This is a genomic window from Leptolyngbya sp. DQ-M1 (genome assembly GCF_039962505.1).
Taxonomy (GTDB): Bacteria; Cyanobacteriota; Cyanobacteriia; order Leptolyngbyales; family Leptolyngbyaceae; genus Leptolyngbya.
This window is the reverse complement of record NZ_JAMPLJ010000002.1, coordinates 552,833-569,787: the sequence shown is the minus strand read 5'-3', so window position 1 is coordinate 569,787 and position 16,955 is coordinate 552,833. Positions and strand designations below refer to the sequence as shown.

Here is a 16,955-nt window from a genome sequence, read left to right as displayed (position 1 = left end):
ATCGGTAAATGGCTCTGCCAAACTTTGCCCTCTGCATCTGGTCAAGCAGACTGGTAAGCCATAGCCTCTAATGTGAAATCATCTGCTCCAGCACCTTCATGAATCAGTCCGAGTTAGCCTTACTTCTGCCTCTCTTGCAGCGATTGGATCGACTGCTGGAACAAGCAGCAAGCGATGAGAAGCAGCAAAGTCCCCTAATTCTGACTGCAGAGATTTCACCTGATTCGCGGCTTGCCTCAGTGCAGCAGAAGTTCAGCTTGTCTCAGTTCGACCTAGACGTGATCGCGATCGCGCTAGCTCCCGAACTTGATCGCCGCTATGAATCGCTTTATGCTTATCTCCAAAATGATGTTCGTTCTAAACGTCCCAGTGTTGATTTAGCCTTAAATTTACTCTGTGTGGATGCGATCGAGCGCTTAGAGAAGCGCGATCGCTTTGCTTCCACATCGCCCTTGATTCAAGAAGGGTTACTCTCTTTGGAATCTGAGCAAAGTAAACCAACCCTGCTCGCACAAGAGATTCATCTCAACCCCCAATTGATTCGATTCTTGCTGCATCAGCCTGGACTTGATCCTGGTTGTGAGCTTTGTGAACTCGTGCAATCCACAATCAGTTTAGAAGAACTACCCAATGACTTGAGCACACCGTTAAAGGCATTGATCGACCAGGATTGGCAGATGCCCGTATACTTTCAGGGCAGCGATCGCGCCCTCAAACGAAAAGCAGCGCAAGCCTTGGCAAAAGCTTTGAATTGTCCTTTACTGATTGCAGCCCAAGCGACTGATATTGCTTACTGGGTTCGAGAAGCCTGGTTTCAAAACGCATTGCTTTATGTTGAGATTGATTCTGAAACCGTTCCAGCACTCCGCAAAACTCGGATGCTTCTGTCGGGTGAACAACCGTTTCGCTCGGCTGAACCCCTTGGAATCGTGACGCTGATGTTTCCGATGCCAGATTTTACTCAACGCCAGCAAGCTTGGAAAAAGCATTTAGAGGAAGCGAATCTTGCGATCGCTGCAAGTGATCTTGATGCCTTGGCAGATCGGTTTCGGCTGACAGACACTCAGATTGTTGATGCGATCGCAACCGCTCGTCATGTTGCGGAATGGAAGTCAGAACCGATCAACTTATTTGCTGCGGCTCGCGCTCAATCAGGACAAGACATGACTGGACTGGCCCGCAAAATCAACCCAGTGTATGGATGGGATGACATTATCCTGTCCACCGATTCAAAAGCACAGCTAGAAGAACTCTGCAATCAGGCAAAGTATCGACCGAAAGTTTATCAAGACTGGGATTTTGGAAAACGATTATCGCGGGGCAAAGGCTTAAATGTACTGTTTTCGGGATTACCGGGAACAGGCAAAACAATGGCGGCAGAAGTGATTGCTCAAGAGTTACAGCTTGATCTGTATCAGATTGATCTGTCGCAGATTGTAAGTAAGTATATTGGCGAAACCGAGAAGAATCTCGATCGCATCTTTACCGCCGCCGCCAACTCCAATGCGATTTTGTTGTTTGACGAAGCCGATGCCTTGTTTGGCAAACGATCGGAGGTGCAGGATTCCCACGATCGCTACGCCAACATTGAAATTGGCTATCTGTTGCAAAAGATGGAAGAATACGAAGGCATTGCTATCCTCACGACGAATTTACGCAGCAGTCTGGATGATGCTTTTGTGCGGCGATTGCGATTTATGATCGATTTTCCCCTGCCGAATGAACGCGATCGCTTGTGCATCTGGGAGCGAATTTTTCCAGCCGCGACCCCGCGTAGTCCCGATGTCGATTTATCTGCGATGGCACGGCGATTTGAAATTAGCGGTGCCAATATTCGCAATATTGCTCTAGCTGCCGCATTTCTAGCGGCGAGTGAGGGCGGTGTGATTACGATGACGCATTTAATTCGGGCGACTCAGCGCGAGTACCAAAAGATGGGGAAGTTATTGATGGATGACTGGCACTAAGATCATCAAGTCTGAGAACTTGCAACCACCGCCTATTCAGGGAACCGATGGTCAACCCTTAAAATGGATATGTATTCACCCTGCTTTGATTTATTCTCAAGGCAGGGTTTCTGGTGTTTTGGCAAAGCGATATGAAGCACTTTATTGGCATTGATATTGGAACAACCAGTACAAAAGCGATCGTCGTTTCATCGACAGGTGAAGTTAAAAGTATTGCTAGTCAGGAATATCCCTTACTTTCTGCTCAGCCCCGATTTGCAGAACAAGATCCAAACATAATTTTTGAGGCTGTTTTGCGATCGGTACAAGTAGCCGTACAGCAGGCACAGTTATCAAGTCGAGATGTTGCTGCGGTTGGATGTGGTTCTGCAATGCACAGCTTGATTGTCATGGGTGCAGATCATACTGCTTTGAGCCAGAGTATTACTTGGGCAGATAGTCGGAGTGTGAGGCAAGCAGAAGCCTTGAAGCAACAAGAAAACTGGATTTATCAAAACACCGGAACCCCTCTGCATCCGATGTCACCGCTCACAAAATTGCTTTGGATGCGGGAGTGCGATTTAGAGCGATTTAACAAGGCTGCAAAGTTCATCTCGATTAAAGAGTATGTTCTGTATCAGTGGTTCGATCAGTATGTTGTGGATTGGTCGATCGCATCTGCAACCGGATTGTTTAACCTCAGAACTTTGACTTGGGATAAAGATGTTCTAGCACTTGCACAAATTCGCACTGATCAACTGAGTGAATTAGTTCCAACGACGCACATTCTGCAAGGCATGAAACCACACTATGCAGAACTAATGGGACTTGATCCGAATGTTCCAGTTGTAGTGGGTGCGAGTGATGGAGCGTTAGCCAATATTGGAGTTGGGGCAATTACATCGAATCAGTTAGCAATCACGATCGGCACCAGTAGCGCAGTCCGAAAAGTAGTGTCTGAGCCTTTAACCGATTCACAAGCCAGAACATTCTGCTATGCCATGACTGAGAAACAATGGTTAATTGGGGGTGCTTCTAACAATGGGGGTATTGTTTTAAGGTGGTTTCGAGATAACTTTGGACAACAAGATTCGTATGATTCCCTGATTCAACTGGCTGGGACTGTTTCGGCGGGTGCAGAGGGATTGTTATTTTTACCGTTTCTTTCTGGTGAACGTGCGCCCTATTGGAATGCAGAGGCGCGAGGAGTGTTCTTTGGTATGTCTTTACAGCATCAGCGATCGCACTTTGTTCGCGCTGTTTTAGAAGGCGTTTTGTTTGCTGCTTATAGCATTAACACTGTGCTGAGTGAACTGACTGGAACGAGTCAAACGATTCTGGCATCCGGAGGATTTGCACGATCGTACCTTTGGCGGCAAATGATGGCTGATGTATTTGGGATCGAAGTGCTTGTGCCCGAAGTCTATGAAGCGAGTGGATTTGGGGCAGTTGTGTTAGCGATGTATGCGATTAATCAGATTGATCAGCTCGAGGAAGGACGATCGATGATTCGGATTCGCGATCGACATTCTCCAAACTTGCAGCTATCTGAGCAGTATCACAAGCAATTTGAACGCTATGGGAGGCTCTATCAACAGTTAGAGTCAGAGTTTTCGAGACAATGAACTAAGCAATCTAAATGCTCTGCTGTATGAGTTGCCATTACCGTCATCCGAATTCGGCTCGTTGGAACAGTCGGCGGTCGAATCGCTGGTGCAAAGATGCTCTGATTTTGTAATGCTTGTGCGGTTTTTAGAGCCGTTTGAACATCGGGTAATTGCCAACAGAGAATCGGGGATTCCGAAGGCAACAGATCGAAGTTCGTTAGCTTTGATTTGAGATAAGCGACATTTTGCCAAAGCCGCGATCGACGTTCTGGCTCTTGTCGAACGATCTGAATAGCGCACAAAGCCGCAGCACTATCAGCGGGTGATAATCCTGTTGTGTAAATCCAACTTGGCGCACGATTTCTAAGGAAATCAATCAGTAATGCAGAACCAGCTACATAACCACCTAAGCTACCTAATGCTTTGCTCAAAGTTCCCATCTGCACCAGTGCCCGTCCGGTACAACCAAAATGCTCGACACATCCTGCACCTGTTGCGCCCATCACTCCGGTCGCGTGAGCTTCATCGACTAATACCATTGAGTCAAACTGTTCTGCTAAGTCCAGAATTTCAGGCAACGGACAGAGATCGCCATCCATGCTGAATACGGTATCTGTGAGAATCAGGCATTTTTGAAAGTGCGATCGCTGTTGTTCGAGCTTGGTGCGTAAGTCCTGCATTTCACAGTGCCGATACTCCAAAATCGTTGCACCGCTCACAATTGCACCATTTCGTAGGCTCGAATGATTGTATTGATCAGACAGAATTAAGTCACGTTTGCCGACTAAGGCTGCGATCGTTCCCAAGTTCGCTAAGTAGCCAGAGCTAAACACGATTGCATCTTCGGTTTGTTTGAGTTGTGCGATCGCGGATTCTAGCTTTCGGTGTAAAGGTCGATGTCCCGTGAGCAATCTTGAGCCGGTGCTTCCTGTTCCGTATTGTTCAACAGCTTGAATTGCAGCATCAATTAAACGCTGATCGGTTGCGAGTCCAAGATAGTCATTACTTGCAAAGTTGAGATAAGCGCGGTGATCAATCTGAATGACTGCACCGGGACGATCAATCGTTTTGGTCGATCGATGCCAACCTGCGCGGTCGATCGACCAAAACGATTGTTCAATCCAAGCATACGGATCATTCTTCATTCGGTTGCTCTCGAATTTCTGCATTTTTACCGCGCACCGGGGGCAGTTTATCGACTAAACCCATTTCAAAGGCAACATCAGGAAGTTCACCTGCAATGTATCGACCCGGTTGATAAACCTTTCCGGGTGTAAAGCAAGTTTGACGCAATTGAACTGTTTCAGCAGGGAGAAACATTGTTCTCGACATCCGGCGTTCGATTCCCATGATTTAAACCTCAATTTGATTCTGCTGCATATAACTTAGCAACCAGTTCGCCATTGTTGCACGTCGAGTTTTTCGCGGCACGAGTTGATCGACGGTATATCCCGAAAATCCAAGCTTTTCTTTTAATAACTGCTTATCTTCTGGTGGAATCGATCGCGTTAATTTCACAACCGCCGGACGACTTTCAATAAAGTTCGGAGGTTCAGGATAGGTTTCTAACCATTCTGGAGAAGCAGTTCCGTCATCGTAACCGAGATAGTGACAAACCAAGCGATTTGCGGTTGTATCGTCGATCGTGTCGTTCAAAATCGCCCAAATCGTATCGGAGTTTAACGGAGGTAAATCAGGCATTGTTCTTGCTTCGAGAATTTATTCACGATCGACCATTATCGAACGATTTGCACAAATTTCCGAATCGCTTCTAAATCTTCGAGGCTAAATTCTGCATCGTTATGTTCTGCGCCTCGAATAAAGATTAATTGCTTTCGAGTCGGAGTTGCCTCGTATAAAGCCTGACTCATCGACGGTGGCACTAAGCTATCTGCATCGCCATGAAAATACAGCACAGGTACTTTTAGAGATCGTACTTTGTCGATCGAGTTAAATCGCTGTGTCAAGATTAGCTCCAACGGAAACAGGCGAAAATGCTTCTGTCTCAACGCCATATCCTTCATCGACGTAAACGAGCTTTGCACAATCAGCGCTCTCGCATCGAGATGTTTTGCGGCAAGATCGATCGCAACTGCACCGCCGATCGAATATCCGTAAATCGTGATTTGATTCGGTGGAATCTTGCGATCGTTTGTCAAATAGTTCCAAGCTGCTTCAGCATCTGCGTAAACTTGCGATTCTGAGGGAAATCCGCCTTCACTTTTTGCATATCCTCGATAGCTAATTACCAGCACCGAAAAACCCAAATCATGAAGTCGATCCATTTGATCGATGCCGCCCAACGTCCCACCATTGCCATGAAAATAAAGCACCGTTCCTAAGCTTGGATCTTTGCCCGGAAGCCACCAACCATGAATCCGTTCGGTTTGACCTAACCAATTTTTCGCCGGAATCCAAACTTCTTGAGCCGATAGACCGAGCGTTGCAGGCGTTTTGTAGACCGTGCGCGTTGGGATGAAGATAAATCGAGTCTGAATAAAAAATAGGACAAGACAGACGATCGCATAAATCCGCAGTGCGACAATCAAAATCTTGTAAAGTCCATCCAAGTTAAATTTCATCGATTGTATTCAACTCATACCAAATTGATTTGTGGATGCAACAGATTCTCGCCCCCTAAATCCCCCATTCTGGGGGACTTTGAGTATGATCTGTCGCGTTCTATGTTTAATTCGGTATCAATCCCTGGGATCCGATTCGCTATTTTAGCAATCTACGCGAAAAGCAAACGCCCTTTCGGTTCGGGAATCGATCGTCCTAGCTCCTGAGCAGTTGCAATCCATTGCTGAATGACGACTTCAACATTTTGCACAGCTTCTTGATACGTTTCTCCGTCTGCGGCGCATCCAGGCAGTTCGGGCACTTCGACAATGAATGCCTGGTCGATCTCACTCCAGTAAATAATCAGTTCATACTTAATCTTCATCTTCTTCGCCTGCAAGTTGATACTTCAAAATAACGTTACGAACTTGTTTAACCTGATATGGCTTTGCTTTTCCTTGTTTGGGCTGAAGATTCAAGATGTCTTCAATTCCCTCCTTGAAGAAGATGTGATGGCTTCCTTGAATGCGTTGCTCAAATCCCAGGTTTGTCAGAAGGTTGCACAGCGATTCAAATGGAATATTAGCATCGGAGGTTCCGAGAAGAATTTTGACCAGCAGCTTATCTTGGCGATTCACTTAGTCTGCTTTTCACCTCTACAGCTTTGATTTGACGAACGTTGCTAAACGATCGATCCCCTTCTCAATCGTTGCCATATCTGTTGCGTAAGACAGTCGAATATGATCATCCGCATCAAAGGCAATTCCAGGAATCACCGCTACTTTCTGCTCAGTTAATAAGCCATCACAAAACTCTAGTGAACTCATGCCAAACTTGCTGATATCAATCATCAGATAGAATGCGCCATCGGGTTTGATATAGCTTAATCCTGGAATTGCAGCGACTAAATCGACGATCGCTTGTCTGCGTTCTGCAAATGCCTGCCGCATTAGTTCAACTGATTCATTTGATCGCGGATCTTCATAGGCTGCGATCGCGCCATATTGAGCAAAGGTACACACATTCGAGGTGCTATGTCCCTGAATTTTACTAGCCGCTTTGATTAAATCAACATTGCCTACAAGATAACCAACCCGCCAGCCGGTCATCGAATAAGCTTTGGCAAATCCATGACTAATGATGGCGCGATCGAATACCTCCGGACTCACTGCGGCAATACTTAAATGTTCTGCACCGTCATACAACAGGCGTTCGTAAATTTCATCGGAAACAACATAGATATCTTTCTCAACGATCACTTGAGCGATCGCTCGAATTTCATCCGGTGTGTAAACCATTCCGGTTGGATTCGAGGGCGAATTGAGAATAAACAGCTTTGTTTTATCCGTGATTGCTTCTCGTAATTGATCCGGAGTGATTTTGAATTGAGTTTCTGCGGTGGTTTTAACCACGATCGGCGTTCCGCCCGCAAGCTTGACCATTTCGGGATAGCTCACCCAGTACGGAGCCGGAATGATCACTTCATCCCCCGGATCAATCATTGCCATCATTAAGTTGTAGAGCGAATGCTTTCCGCCATTCGTCACAATGATGTTTTCGGGTTTGTAGGTTAATTGATTTTCGCGCTGGAGTTTGCGGACGATCGCTTCTCGCAACAACGGTTCACCTGCTGCGGGGCCGTAGCGCGTTTTTCCTTGTTTGAGCGCATCAGTGGCGGCTTGCTTGATGTGTTCTGGCGTGTCGAAGTCGGGTTCACCTGCGCTGAAGCTACAGATATCAATGCCCTCGCGCTTCATGGCTTTTGCTTTTGCATCGATCGCGAGGGTGAGCGAAGGCGTTACCTGACTTACTCGTGCTGCCAGTTTCATATCAACGGTTTTGAATCAAGGTGGCTGGTGAAGGGAAGCGTCTTAACCGGACGCAACTAAAGGATTCTAACGCGATCCTCGATCGTTGTGCCGCAAACTTTAACCTCAGTTTAATGACCGTTAATCACAGATTGCTTCTAATGTTACGTGAGTTCGATACAAGTCTGGGCTGCGTTCGGATCTGCGGGTAGCCCCCTAAATCCCCCACGAGTGGGGGACTTTTAAGGTTAGAAAGCTTCTTAAATTTGGAGAATTGCCATTCTTTCTCTGAGTCCCCCACAAGTGGGGGATTTAGGGGGCAGAGCGCTCAAATCGAAGCGAAAAACCTCATCGAACTGACATTGATGTCGTGCAGCTCGCGAGGACTTTTAAGCGCGAGCGCAAATCAAAATAATTCGCCCTCTTAGCGCGACGCTTGAGAAACTGATTCTAGATTGGTTTTAGCTCTGAACGCAGGAGAGAGACTTGTCAAACTCAAGCCTCTCTCCTGCGTTCAGAATCAGTTGAGTTTATGCGATCGTAATTTCCGACGATAAATAAACGTCCTGAATCGCATGAAACAGCTTCACGCCTTCCTCAAAGGGTCGCTGGAACGTCTTGCGCCCTGAGATTAGCCCGGTTCCACCCGCCCGTTTATTAATCACGGCTGTCCGAATCGCTTCAGCAAAGTCATTTTTACCCGAAGCACCACCCGAATTGATTAACCCTGCACGTCCCGCATAGCAATTGAGAACCTGATAGCGCGTTAGATCGATCGGATGATCCGTGGTCAGTTCGCTGTACACTTTTGGATCGGTTTTGCCATAGCTTTGCCCGGTGGCTTTGGCGACTGCAGCATAGCCGTTATTGATTTCCGGCAGCTTTTGCTTGATGATATCGGCTTCGATCGTTACGCCAATATGATTAGCCTGTCCGGTCAAATCTGCCGCGAGATGATAGTCTTTGTCTTGCTTAAAGGCATTGTTTCGCAGATAGCACCAAAGAATCGTTGCCATGCCGTATTCATGTGCGAGAGCGAATGCTTGACTGACTTCCTGAATTTGGCGGGTTGAATTGTCTGATCCAAAGTAGATCGTTGCACCAACCGCAACGGCTCCGAGGTTCCAAGCTTGCTCCACCGAGGCAAACATCACCTGATCGTATTGATTGGGAGAGGTGAGGAGCTCATTATGATTTAGCTTGACGATAAACGGAATTTTGTGAGCGTATTTGCGCGAAACGCTGCCTAATACGCCTAATGTAGTCGCAACGCCATTACAACCCGCTTCGATCGCCAATTTAATAATATTTTCACTATCAAAATAGATCGGATTCGGAGCAAACGAAGCGCCTGCGGAATGTTCAATCCCTTGATCTACAGGCAAAATTGAAATATATCCAGTATTGCCTAACCGCCCGAATGAATAAAGCTGCTGCAAACTCCGCAAAATCTGGGGAGAACGATCGCTTTGTATGAAGATGCGATCGAGAAAATCCGCTCCGGGTAAATGCAGTAAGTCTTTAGAAACTTTCGCTTTGTGAGTGAGTAAGTCTTCGCCTTCATCCCCTAGCCAAGATGTGACTGACTGAGGCGCAGAGAGTGTAGCGGTCATCGCAGTTTCCTCAATACTGTTCTCATTCACTCTAACGTTTAGGTTCAAAATGGCTTATGTCTGTAAGAGTATTTTTATGCGAATTCAGAAAGCTTGGGTGACGATCGCGGCGGTGGAGTTTGATCGATCGGTGCAGTTTTATCGCCATTTGTTCCAGCAAGAACCGTCACTGTTTACGCCTGCGAAGTATGCCGAGTTTGAGGCATTTGGGATTCGACTGGGAATTTATCGCCCAACTACGGAAGAATCTCCAGAGAAAGCGCCGATCACGTTATTTCCAGCGGTGAGTCTGTGTGTGCAGATTGAGAACTTGGAGCGTACGATCGCTCATCTTGATCAAGTGGATACGTTTGTAGGTGAGATTCGATCGGTTTCTCATGGGCGTGAGGCGTATGCTTACGATCCGGACGGCAATCGCATCATTTTGTATGAGCAATTTGTTGATGGATTGGAACTGCGATCGTGACTTGTCGATCGGCGACAAATAAACGAAACTAGGAATTCCCTTTGAAAATCGAAACCCTCTTCTCTCAAAGTCCCCCATGAATGGGGGATTTGGGGGGCTAACGCCAATACATGAACGCAGCAAATCATTTCTGTCAAACTCACGTTGTTTCAACCTGAATTTTGATCAGTTTTTCGGCTTCGTTTGAGGTGGGTTCTGCCCCCTAAATCCCCCATTCTGGGGGACTTTGAAAGTGAAACTAACTCTTAATTTCGGTGATAATATTTTGTAGAACTCGACTTAAATTGGCCATGACTTCTTGATTCCGAAATCGAATCACTCGATACCCAAGCTGATTTAGCTTCTCTGTTCGGGCAGCATCATACTCCACTTGTCGATCGTGAATTTCACCATCCAGTTCAATCACCAACCGATGCTGCGGACAATAGAAATCGACAATAAAAGATTCGACTGGATGCTGACAACGAAACTTCAATCCATTGAGTTGGCGTTTGTTGAGTGCTTGCCACAATATCTTTTCAGCAGGCGTAAGATTCTGCCGAAGCTGACGAGCCGCAGCGATAATATTTGGATTTGTTCCACGAATACGCCGAGAATCCATCAATTCAATCACTCATAAATTCCCCTAAGAGTGCCCCAGTAATCCGAATTGTTCTCCTTTCTCAAATCTCAAAGTCCCCCATTCATGGGGGATTTAGGGGGCTGAAGCCTCTTGAAACGAAGCAAAGAGAATCCATCGAACCCACATCCCATTAGATTCATTCCACAAAGAAACCCCCAATCACCCTTAATTCTCCAATCCTCCCCGCAGCGCCAATAGCGCCGTCCCATAAGCCGCTTCAGTCTGATTTGCCTGCGTCACTAAAACCCCAAGATGTCTTTGCCTCATTGCTGTCCAAGCCGTATTCTTTGCTCCTCCGCCTGCGGTCAAAACTCGCTTTAGTGGTGTCGCTCCAAACGATTCCAGCAGTCGATATCCTTGCGCTTCAATTCTTGCCATACTTTCCAGCAATCCATGCAAAAATTCCATCGGATCATCAGGTCGCGGTTCTAGTCGAGGTGCCAGCGTCGGATCATTAATCGGAAACCGATCGCCCACCCGCAACAATGGATAATAATCAAGCGGACTTTCTTGATCGGGAATACGATCGCTCAATTCCCTCAGTTCATCCGATGTAAAAAAGTGCTGCAACACGGCTCCACCTGTATTAGAAGCTCCACCGACTAACCACCGTTCGCCAAATCGATGACTATAAATACCAAAGTCTGCACGATCGACCCGAACATCACTCAATAACTTCAGCACCAATGTTGAGCCAAGTGAAGTAACTGCATCTCCACTCTCATTCGCTTGACTAGCAATAAACGCCGCAATGCTATCCGTCGTTCCCGCGCAGATTTGACAAGCGGATGGAATGTTGAATCTTTGGGCGATCGCTGCTTGAATCGGTGCGATCGCGCTTCCAGGTTCAACGACGATCGGCAATAGTTCTCGGAGTGGCAACCAATTGGGATACTCTAATCGTTCCACATCGTAACCGAGCTTCAAAGCATTGTGATAGTCACTAATTCCAAGTTGTCCGTGAAGTTGAAACGCCAACCAATCCGCTTGATGTAGAAAGTATTGTGCATTAGAAAAACTTTCATTATTTGCTTGCCACCAAAGCAGTTTTGCAAGGCTAGAAGTTGCGCTCATTACCGTATGTTGAGCAGGCGCAATTGCTTTAATCTGCTCTAACACACTTGCACCACGAGCATCGTTGTACAGTAATGGTGCAGAGATCGCAACACCTGCACGATCGCACAATAACACCGTTGAAGATGTGCCATTGATCGCAATCCGACTTAAACGCGATCGCACCTCGATCGGTAATGCGTCGAGTAATTGCCACAACATTTGAGTCCAATCTGAAGAAGCAGTCACGCTGGTTTGTGCCGCGATCGCACCTGTGGAATTGATCGCGATCGCTCTTGCTCCAGAAGTTCCAAAATCAATCCCTAAAGATAAATTCATTCAGCATTCAGCAATAGTTCGGATAACATCAGTCAGAAATTATACAGTTCTTGAAAAGGCTTGATTGCCATAGCAATCCTAAATGAATTATAAATGCGGCTTTGTCGCTCCGTTTCAGTATGCTTCTGCCCCCTAAATCCCCCATTCTGGAAGACTTTGAAACTCAACGCCTCTTGCTCAAAGTCCCCCACTCGTGGGGGATTTAGGGGGCGCGATCAACTACGCATCTCACAAATGACTTAGGATTGCTATAGGATGAGAGCTTTCGTTCGCTCTAAGTTTAAGTCAAAAATCTACCTAGAGAAGATGCTAGGCGAACATCGAGTGATTTATACTTGCGATTCACACACACCCGCTGAAGTATGAGATGAGATATAAAACTTTAGCTTTTTACTGAACGTCGAATTTCCAAGAAATAAAAGCGCTTAGCTTGTAAATCCTGTAAATATAGTATTTATTCCTCCTCAGGGCTTATTCCTTATCGTTTCTACTCTGAAGAGTAGATTACTTATCAAAGTTTGCTGAGGAATTGATTGATTAATTTGTTGCTTTGTATTTGTTGCTTCGTATAGTGTTCCAATCCCCATCCTTCCCGCTATGACTTCTTCCCCCCCCCAGAGAAAACTCAGATATACCGCTCTCAGGTGAAGCTATGAACTCAGCACAATCCCCTCAGAGCGATGCCCTCTTTCCTGTGGTTGGGATTGCTGCTTCAGCCGGTGGACTAGAAGCGTTTACAGAACTCGTTAGCCATCTTCCGTCCAACACAGGTATGGCATTTGTGCTGATTCAGCACTTGTCTCCTAACTATGAAAGCTTGCTGGCTGAAATTATCGGTAGAGTGACTCAAATGCCGGTACAGGAGGTGCAAGACCAGATGATCGTTGAGCCAAATAAAATCTATGTGATTCCGCCAAACACAGAAATAACGATCGCTAATAACACCCTACATTTAGCACCACGGCAGCGGAGCAAGAGCAAATTCCTACCTGCAAATGTGTTTTTCAACTCATTAGCCGCTGATCGCGGAACCAAAGCGGTTGCGGTTGTGTTATCAGGCATAGATGGAGACGGGGCACAAGGATTAACCGAGATCAAAGTTGCAGGGGGTATAACGTTCGCTCAGTGTGAGGCCACCGCAAAATTTGACGGGATGCCAAACACCGCCGTTGCTACGGGAAACGTCGATTTTGTGATGCCGCCCCAAGCGATCGCCGAACAACTTACAACCTTTAGCCATAAACCCGCTTTATTTAACTCAAAGCCACTGCAATTCGTTAAGCAAGTCACCCAACCCGGCGATGCCTTAACCCAGATTTTTGCGCTGCTGCGAACCAGGACTGGCGTTGACTTTACCGCTTATAAACCCACCACGCTGAATCGCCGCATTCAGCGACGGATGTTGCTCTATAGGCTCGAAACCCTAGAAGACTACGCTCAATACCTCGAAGAACATCCGGCTGAAGTGCGGGCATTGTATGAAGAAATTCTGATTCATGTCACCAGCTTCTTTCGCGATCCGGAAGTCTTTGAGAAACTGAAAACGCAGGTTTTTCCCACGATTAGCCAAAACAAAACCGCAGACACTCCGATCCGAATTTGGGTCGCAGGCTGTGCTACCGGAGAAGAAGTCTACTCGATCGCGATCTGTCTGTTGGAGTTTCTTAGCTATTGCGCTACCCCTCCGCCGATTCAGATTTTTGCAACCGATATCAGCGAATCCGCCCTCAACAAAGCCAGACTAGGCATCTACTTAGACTGCCAAATGTACGGGGTTTCAGAAAAGCGCCGCGATCGCTTTTTTGTCCCCCTACCCAATGGAGGCTATCAAATTAGCAGCGCGATTCGAGAACTGTGTGTATTTGCTCGACATAACATCGGCGGCGACCCGCCCTTCTCGAATCTCGATTTGATTAGCTGTCGCAACGTGCTGATTTATCTATCCGATCCGCTCCAAGAGCGGATTATGGCGTTGTTTCACTATAGCCTCAACCTAACGGGCTGTTTGCTTCTCGGCACTTCAGAAAGCATCAAGGCTGCTTCAGACTTGTTCAGTGCGATCAATGAATCCGCTAAAATCTACACCCGAAAGTTAAGCGCAAACCGTTCTCTGTTTGCATTTACCACACCTTCTTTCTCGCTTACGAACGTCAATAGCCAGCAGCGCGTAGCTGAAGCCATCGCCAAGTCATCTGATCTAACGCGAGAAGTCGATCAACTGATTGCCAATCGATATGCGCCTGTTACTGTAGTGGTCGATGACCAAATGCAGATTTTGTCAGTGCGCGGCGACACCGACCCTTACTTGAAGCTGGCTCCCAGTAGCACTGAGTTAAATTTGCTGCTGATGGCGCGAGAAGGATTGTCGATCGCCCTTCGCACCGCAATTTATCGCGCTCAAGCTCAAAACGCCCTGATTCGACAAGAACAAGTTGAGATTGAATCCGATGAGCGAACAACGCTGCTCAATCTAGAAGTGATTCCGTTCCAGCCTGCGAACGCGAATACGCTTTATTTTCTGGTGATTTTTGAAGCGGTTTTGCCGCCGATCGCGCCCTCGACTGCAATCCCGGTTGAACGACGAGAGCCAGAAGATTTAGAGCGCGAAATCGTCCAACTGCGGCAAGCCCTCGTCGCTGCGACTCAGCGAGAACTCTCTGCCCAAGCTCATCTGCAAGCCGTGATTCAAGAACAGAACTATCTCAACCAAAGTCTGAGAGTCGCAAACGAAGAGATTTTATCGAGCAACGAAGAACTGCAAAGCACGAACGAAGAACTGCAAACGGCGAAAGAAGAGATTCAAGCCGCGAATGAAGAACTGGCGACAACGAATGAAGAACTTCGCAACCGCAATCTAAAACAAAACCGAGACAATAGCGATCTCAACAACTTTATCGACAGCATTAATGTCCCCATTCTGATGCTGACCAACGATTTGAGAATTCACCGCTTTACTCCCGCCGCACAGCGCTTGTTTAATTTCATTCCTGGCGATGTCGGACGACCGTTTCACGACCTCCGCACCGATTTTGATGCGGAGAACTTACAAGCGATGGCTTTAGAGGTGTTAGACACCCTCAACACAAAGGTGCAAGAGATTCAAACTCAATCCGGTTACTGGTATGCGCTCCGCATTCGTCCGTATCGCACGACCCAAAACCAGATTGACGGTGTGACAATGGTTTTCCTAGATATCGATGCGCTCAAACGCCATAGTGAAGTGCTAGAAGCGGCGCGTAATTATGCAGAATCAATCATTGAAACCGTGCAAATCCCGCTTGTGGTACTCGATACCGAGCTGCGAATTAGCAAAGTCAATCGATCGTTCTATGAAACGTTTCAGGTTTCTCCTTCAGAAACTGTCCCTGCTTCTTTCTCCGAGTTCACTAACGGACAGTGGGATTTTGCCGAACTGAGATCGATGCTCGAAGCAGTGCTGACTCAAGATCGTCCGATTCACAATTTTGAGGTGAGTCGTACTTTTGAGCGAATCGGGCAAAAAATCATGCTGCTGAATGCGTGTAAGCTGCAACGAGACGGAGGTGCAGACATGATTTTGCTGTCGATCGAAGATGTGACCGAGCGTGAACAGCTTGAGCGCGAACGCTTCGCCCGCCAGCAGGCAGAAGCCGACAACCGCATGAAAGATGACTTTCTTTCCAATCTCTCGCACGAACTGCGGAACCCGCTCAACACGATGCTCGGTTGGGCAACAATGCTTCGCAATCACACGCATAGCGAAACTGTGATCGATCGTGCTTCAGCAGCAATCGATCGCAGCGCCAGAATGCAATCTCAACTGATTGAAGATTTACTCGATATCTCACGCATCACGAGCGGTAAAATCAATCTCAGCCGCCGTTGGATTGATGTGAGGTTAGGGGTTGAAGCAGCGATCGAGTCGGTTCAACTTTCAGCTGCAGCCAAAAACATTCAAATTGTCTCAGACTTAGAACCTGCGATCGTGCTTGGCGATGTCGATCGTTTACAGCAAGTGATATGGAACTTGCTCTCGAATGCGATCAAATTCACAAGGGCAGGGGGACAGGTTAAAGTGACGCTGACCTCGACTGAAACCGAGGCGCAAATTCAAGTCAGCGACACCGGACGCGGAATTCGAGCAGACTTACTGCCGTACATTTTCGATCGATTCCGTCAAGGCGATTCCAGCACGACCAAAGCAGAAGCAGGGCTGGGATTGGGATTATCGATCGTCCGGCATTTGGTCGAACTTCATGGAGGCACCGTGCAGGCGGAAAGTCCGGGTGAGGGACAAGGCGCAATCTTCACGGTTCGGCTTCCATTGCAAAATGTGTCCTCGGAAATAGCACCCTCTAGGCTCACACCGTCTTGGTCAACTTCTACGAACAATACAGTTGAGCCTGTTTTAGATGGATTGTGCATCTTAACCGTTGACGATGAACGAGATACCGGCGATCTCTGCAAACTGGCGCTAGAGATGTATGGGGCTAAAGTGCAAAACGTTTATTCTGCTAGAGAAGCCTTATCTGCTTTGCGGGCTAATGCTGATCGCTATGATGTGATGATTTGCGACATTGGAATGCCCGAATACGATGGGTATTGGCTGATTCGAGAGATTCGATCGCTAGATGCAGGTAGGCAAATTCCTGTGGTTGCCCTCACCGCTTATGCCAGTGAGAATGAGCGACAACGAGCGATCGAGGCGGGATTTCAGATGCACATTCCCAAACCCGTTGAGCCGATTCAATTAGCGGTGGCGATCGCAACTTTAGCTAGACCGAATTAGAAACTTATTAGGCTTAGTTCAAACGGTAAGTTCAAAGGATGAATGGAACTATAACAAACCTCCCAAGTATGAATTAAGTTGACGTAAGTGCGATGAATCTTCTGCGTCATTGGTGTTCGATCGTGCCTCCTAATACCCAATCAGTTTGTTAATGCTACAGATCCTTCGCCC

Annotated in this window: 14 protein-coding genes; 4 read left to right on the top strand and 10 right to left on the bottom strand. The window is 47.1% G+C overall.

The genetic code is table 11. The features are described 5' to 3' along the window. Positions 1–98: 98 nt before the first annotated feature. Complete coding sequence (locus tag NC981_RS08595; protein ID WP_348242446.1) at positions 99–1,967, top strand: ATP-binding protein; 1,869 nt, start codon at positions 99–101, stop codon at positions 1,965–1,967. 131 nt (positions 1,968–2,098) lie between these two features. Then, complete coding sequence (locus NC981_RS08590) at positions 2,099–3,571, top strand: gluconokinase (protein ID WP_348242445.1); 1,473 nt, start codon at positions 2,099–2,101, stop codon at positions 3,569–3,571. Here the strand turns inward: NC981_RS08590 and bioF are convergent. From bioF to NC981_RS08550, 8 genes are all read right to left on the bottom strand, one after another. Further along, on the bottom strand, positions 3,538–4,698 hold the full coding sequence (bioF, locus tag NC981_RS08585) for an 8-amino-7-oxononanoate synthase (RefSeq protein ID WP_348242444.1): 1,161 nt from the start codon (positions 4,696–4,698) through the stop codon (positions 3,538–3,540). The two genes, NC981_RS08590 and bioF, sit on opposite strands and share 34 nt — an antisense overlap. Further along, on the bottom strand, positions 4,688–4,903 hold the full coding sequence (locus NC981_RS08580) for a hypothetical protein (RefSeq protein WP_190376969.1): 216 nt from the start codon (positions 4,901–4,903) through the stop codon (positions 4,688–4,690). Before NC981_RS08580 ends, bioF begins: the two co-directional genes overlap by 11 nt. A gap of 3 nt (positions 4,904–4,906) precedes the next feature. Then, positions 4,907–5,254 carry a DUF1823 family protein gene (locus NC981_RS08575; protein ID WP_348242443.1) on the bottom strand — a complete coding sequence of 116 codons (348 nt, stop codon included), beginning with the start codon at positions 5,252–5,254 and terminating at the stop codon, positions 4,907–4,909. Positions 5,255–5,289: 35 nt separating this feature from the next. After that, positions 5,290–6,135: an alpha/beta fold hydrolase gene (locus NC981_RS08570; protein ID WP_348242442.1), complete on the bottom strand. Its 846-nt coding sequence runs from the start codon at positions 6,133–6,135 to the stop codon at positions 5,290–5,292. A 152-nt stretch (positions 6,136–6,287) separates the two neighbouring features. After that, entirely contained in the window at positions 6,288–6,500 is a 213-nt protein-coding gene (locus tag NC981_RS08565; RefSeq protein WP_348242441.1) for a type II toxin-antitoxin system HicB family antitoxin, read from the bottom strand. Beyond that, positions 6,490–6,753, bottom strand: a complete 264-nt coding sequence (locus tag NC981_RS08560) for a type II toxin-antitoxin system HicA family toxin (protein ID WP_348242440.1) — start codon at positions 6,751–6,753, stop codon at positions 6,490–6,492. Before NC981_RS08560 ends, NC981_RS08565 begins: the two co-directional genes overlap by 11 nt. Before the next feature lie 18 nt (positions 6,754–6,771). Continuing rightward, positions 6,772–7,944: a pyridoxal phosphate-dependent aminotransferase gene (locus NC981_RS08555; protein WP_348242439.1), complete on the bottom strand. Its 1,173-nt coding sequence runs from the start codon at positions 7,942–7,944 to the stop codon at positions 6,772–6,774. 509 nt (positions 7,945–8,453) lie between these two features. Next, on the bottom strand, positions 8,454–9,536 hold the full coding sequence (locus NC981_RS08550; protein ID WP_348242438.1) for a class I fructose-bisphosphate aldolase: 1,083 nt from the start codon (positions 9,534–9,536) through the stop codon (positions 8,454–8,456). Between the two features lie 76 nt (positions 9,537–9,612). Between NC981_RS08550 and NC981_RS08545 the strand changes: the two genes are divergently transcribed. Next, entirely contained in the window at positions 9,613–10,002 is a 390-nt protein-coding gene (locus tag NC981_RS08545; RefSeq protein ID WP_348242437.1) for a VOC family protein, read from the top strand. A gap of 238 nt (positions 10,003–10,240) precedes the next feature. On the opposite strand, the gene NC981_RS08540 is transcribed toward NC981_RS08545, so the two are convergent. Together NC981_RS08540 and NC981_RS08535 are read right to left on the bottom strand one after the other, a co-directional pair. Beyond that, positions 10,241–10,603 (bottom strand): DUF559 domain-containing protein, encoded by a 363-nt coding sequence (locus NC981_RS08540; RefSeq protein WP_348242436.1) that lies wholly within the window; start codon positions 10,601–10,603, stop codon positions 10,241–10,243. Positions 10,604–10,789: 186 nt separating this feature from the next. After that, the gene (locus NC981_RS08535) at positions 10,790–12,016 is read right to left on the bottom strand and encodes an FGGY-family carbohydrate kinase (protein ID WP_348242435.1); all 1,227 of its coding nucleotides are present in this window, start codon (positions 12,014–12,016) and stop codon (positions 10,790–10,792) included. Between the two features lie 652 nt (positions 12,017–12,668). On the opposite strand from NC981_RS08535, the gene NC981_RS08530 reads away from it, so the two are divergent. Continuing rightward, entirely contained in the window at positions 12,669–16,784 is a 4,116-nt protein-coding gene (locus NC981_RS08530) for a chemotaxis protein CheB (RefSeq protein ID WP_348242434.1), read from the top strand. Positions 16,785–16,955: the final 171 nt, after the last annotated feature.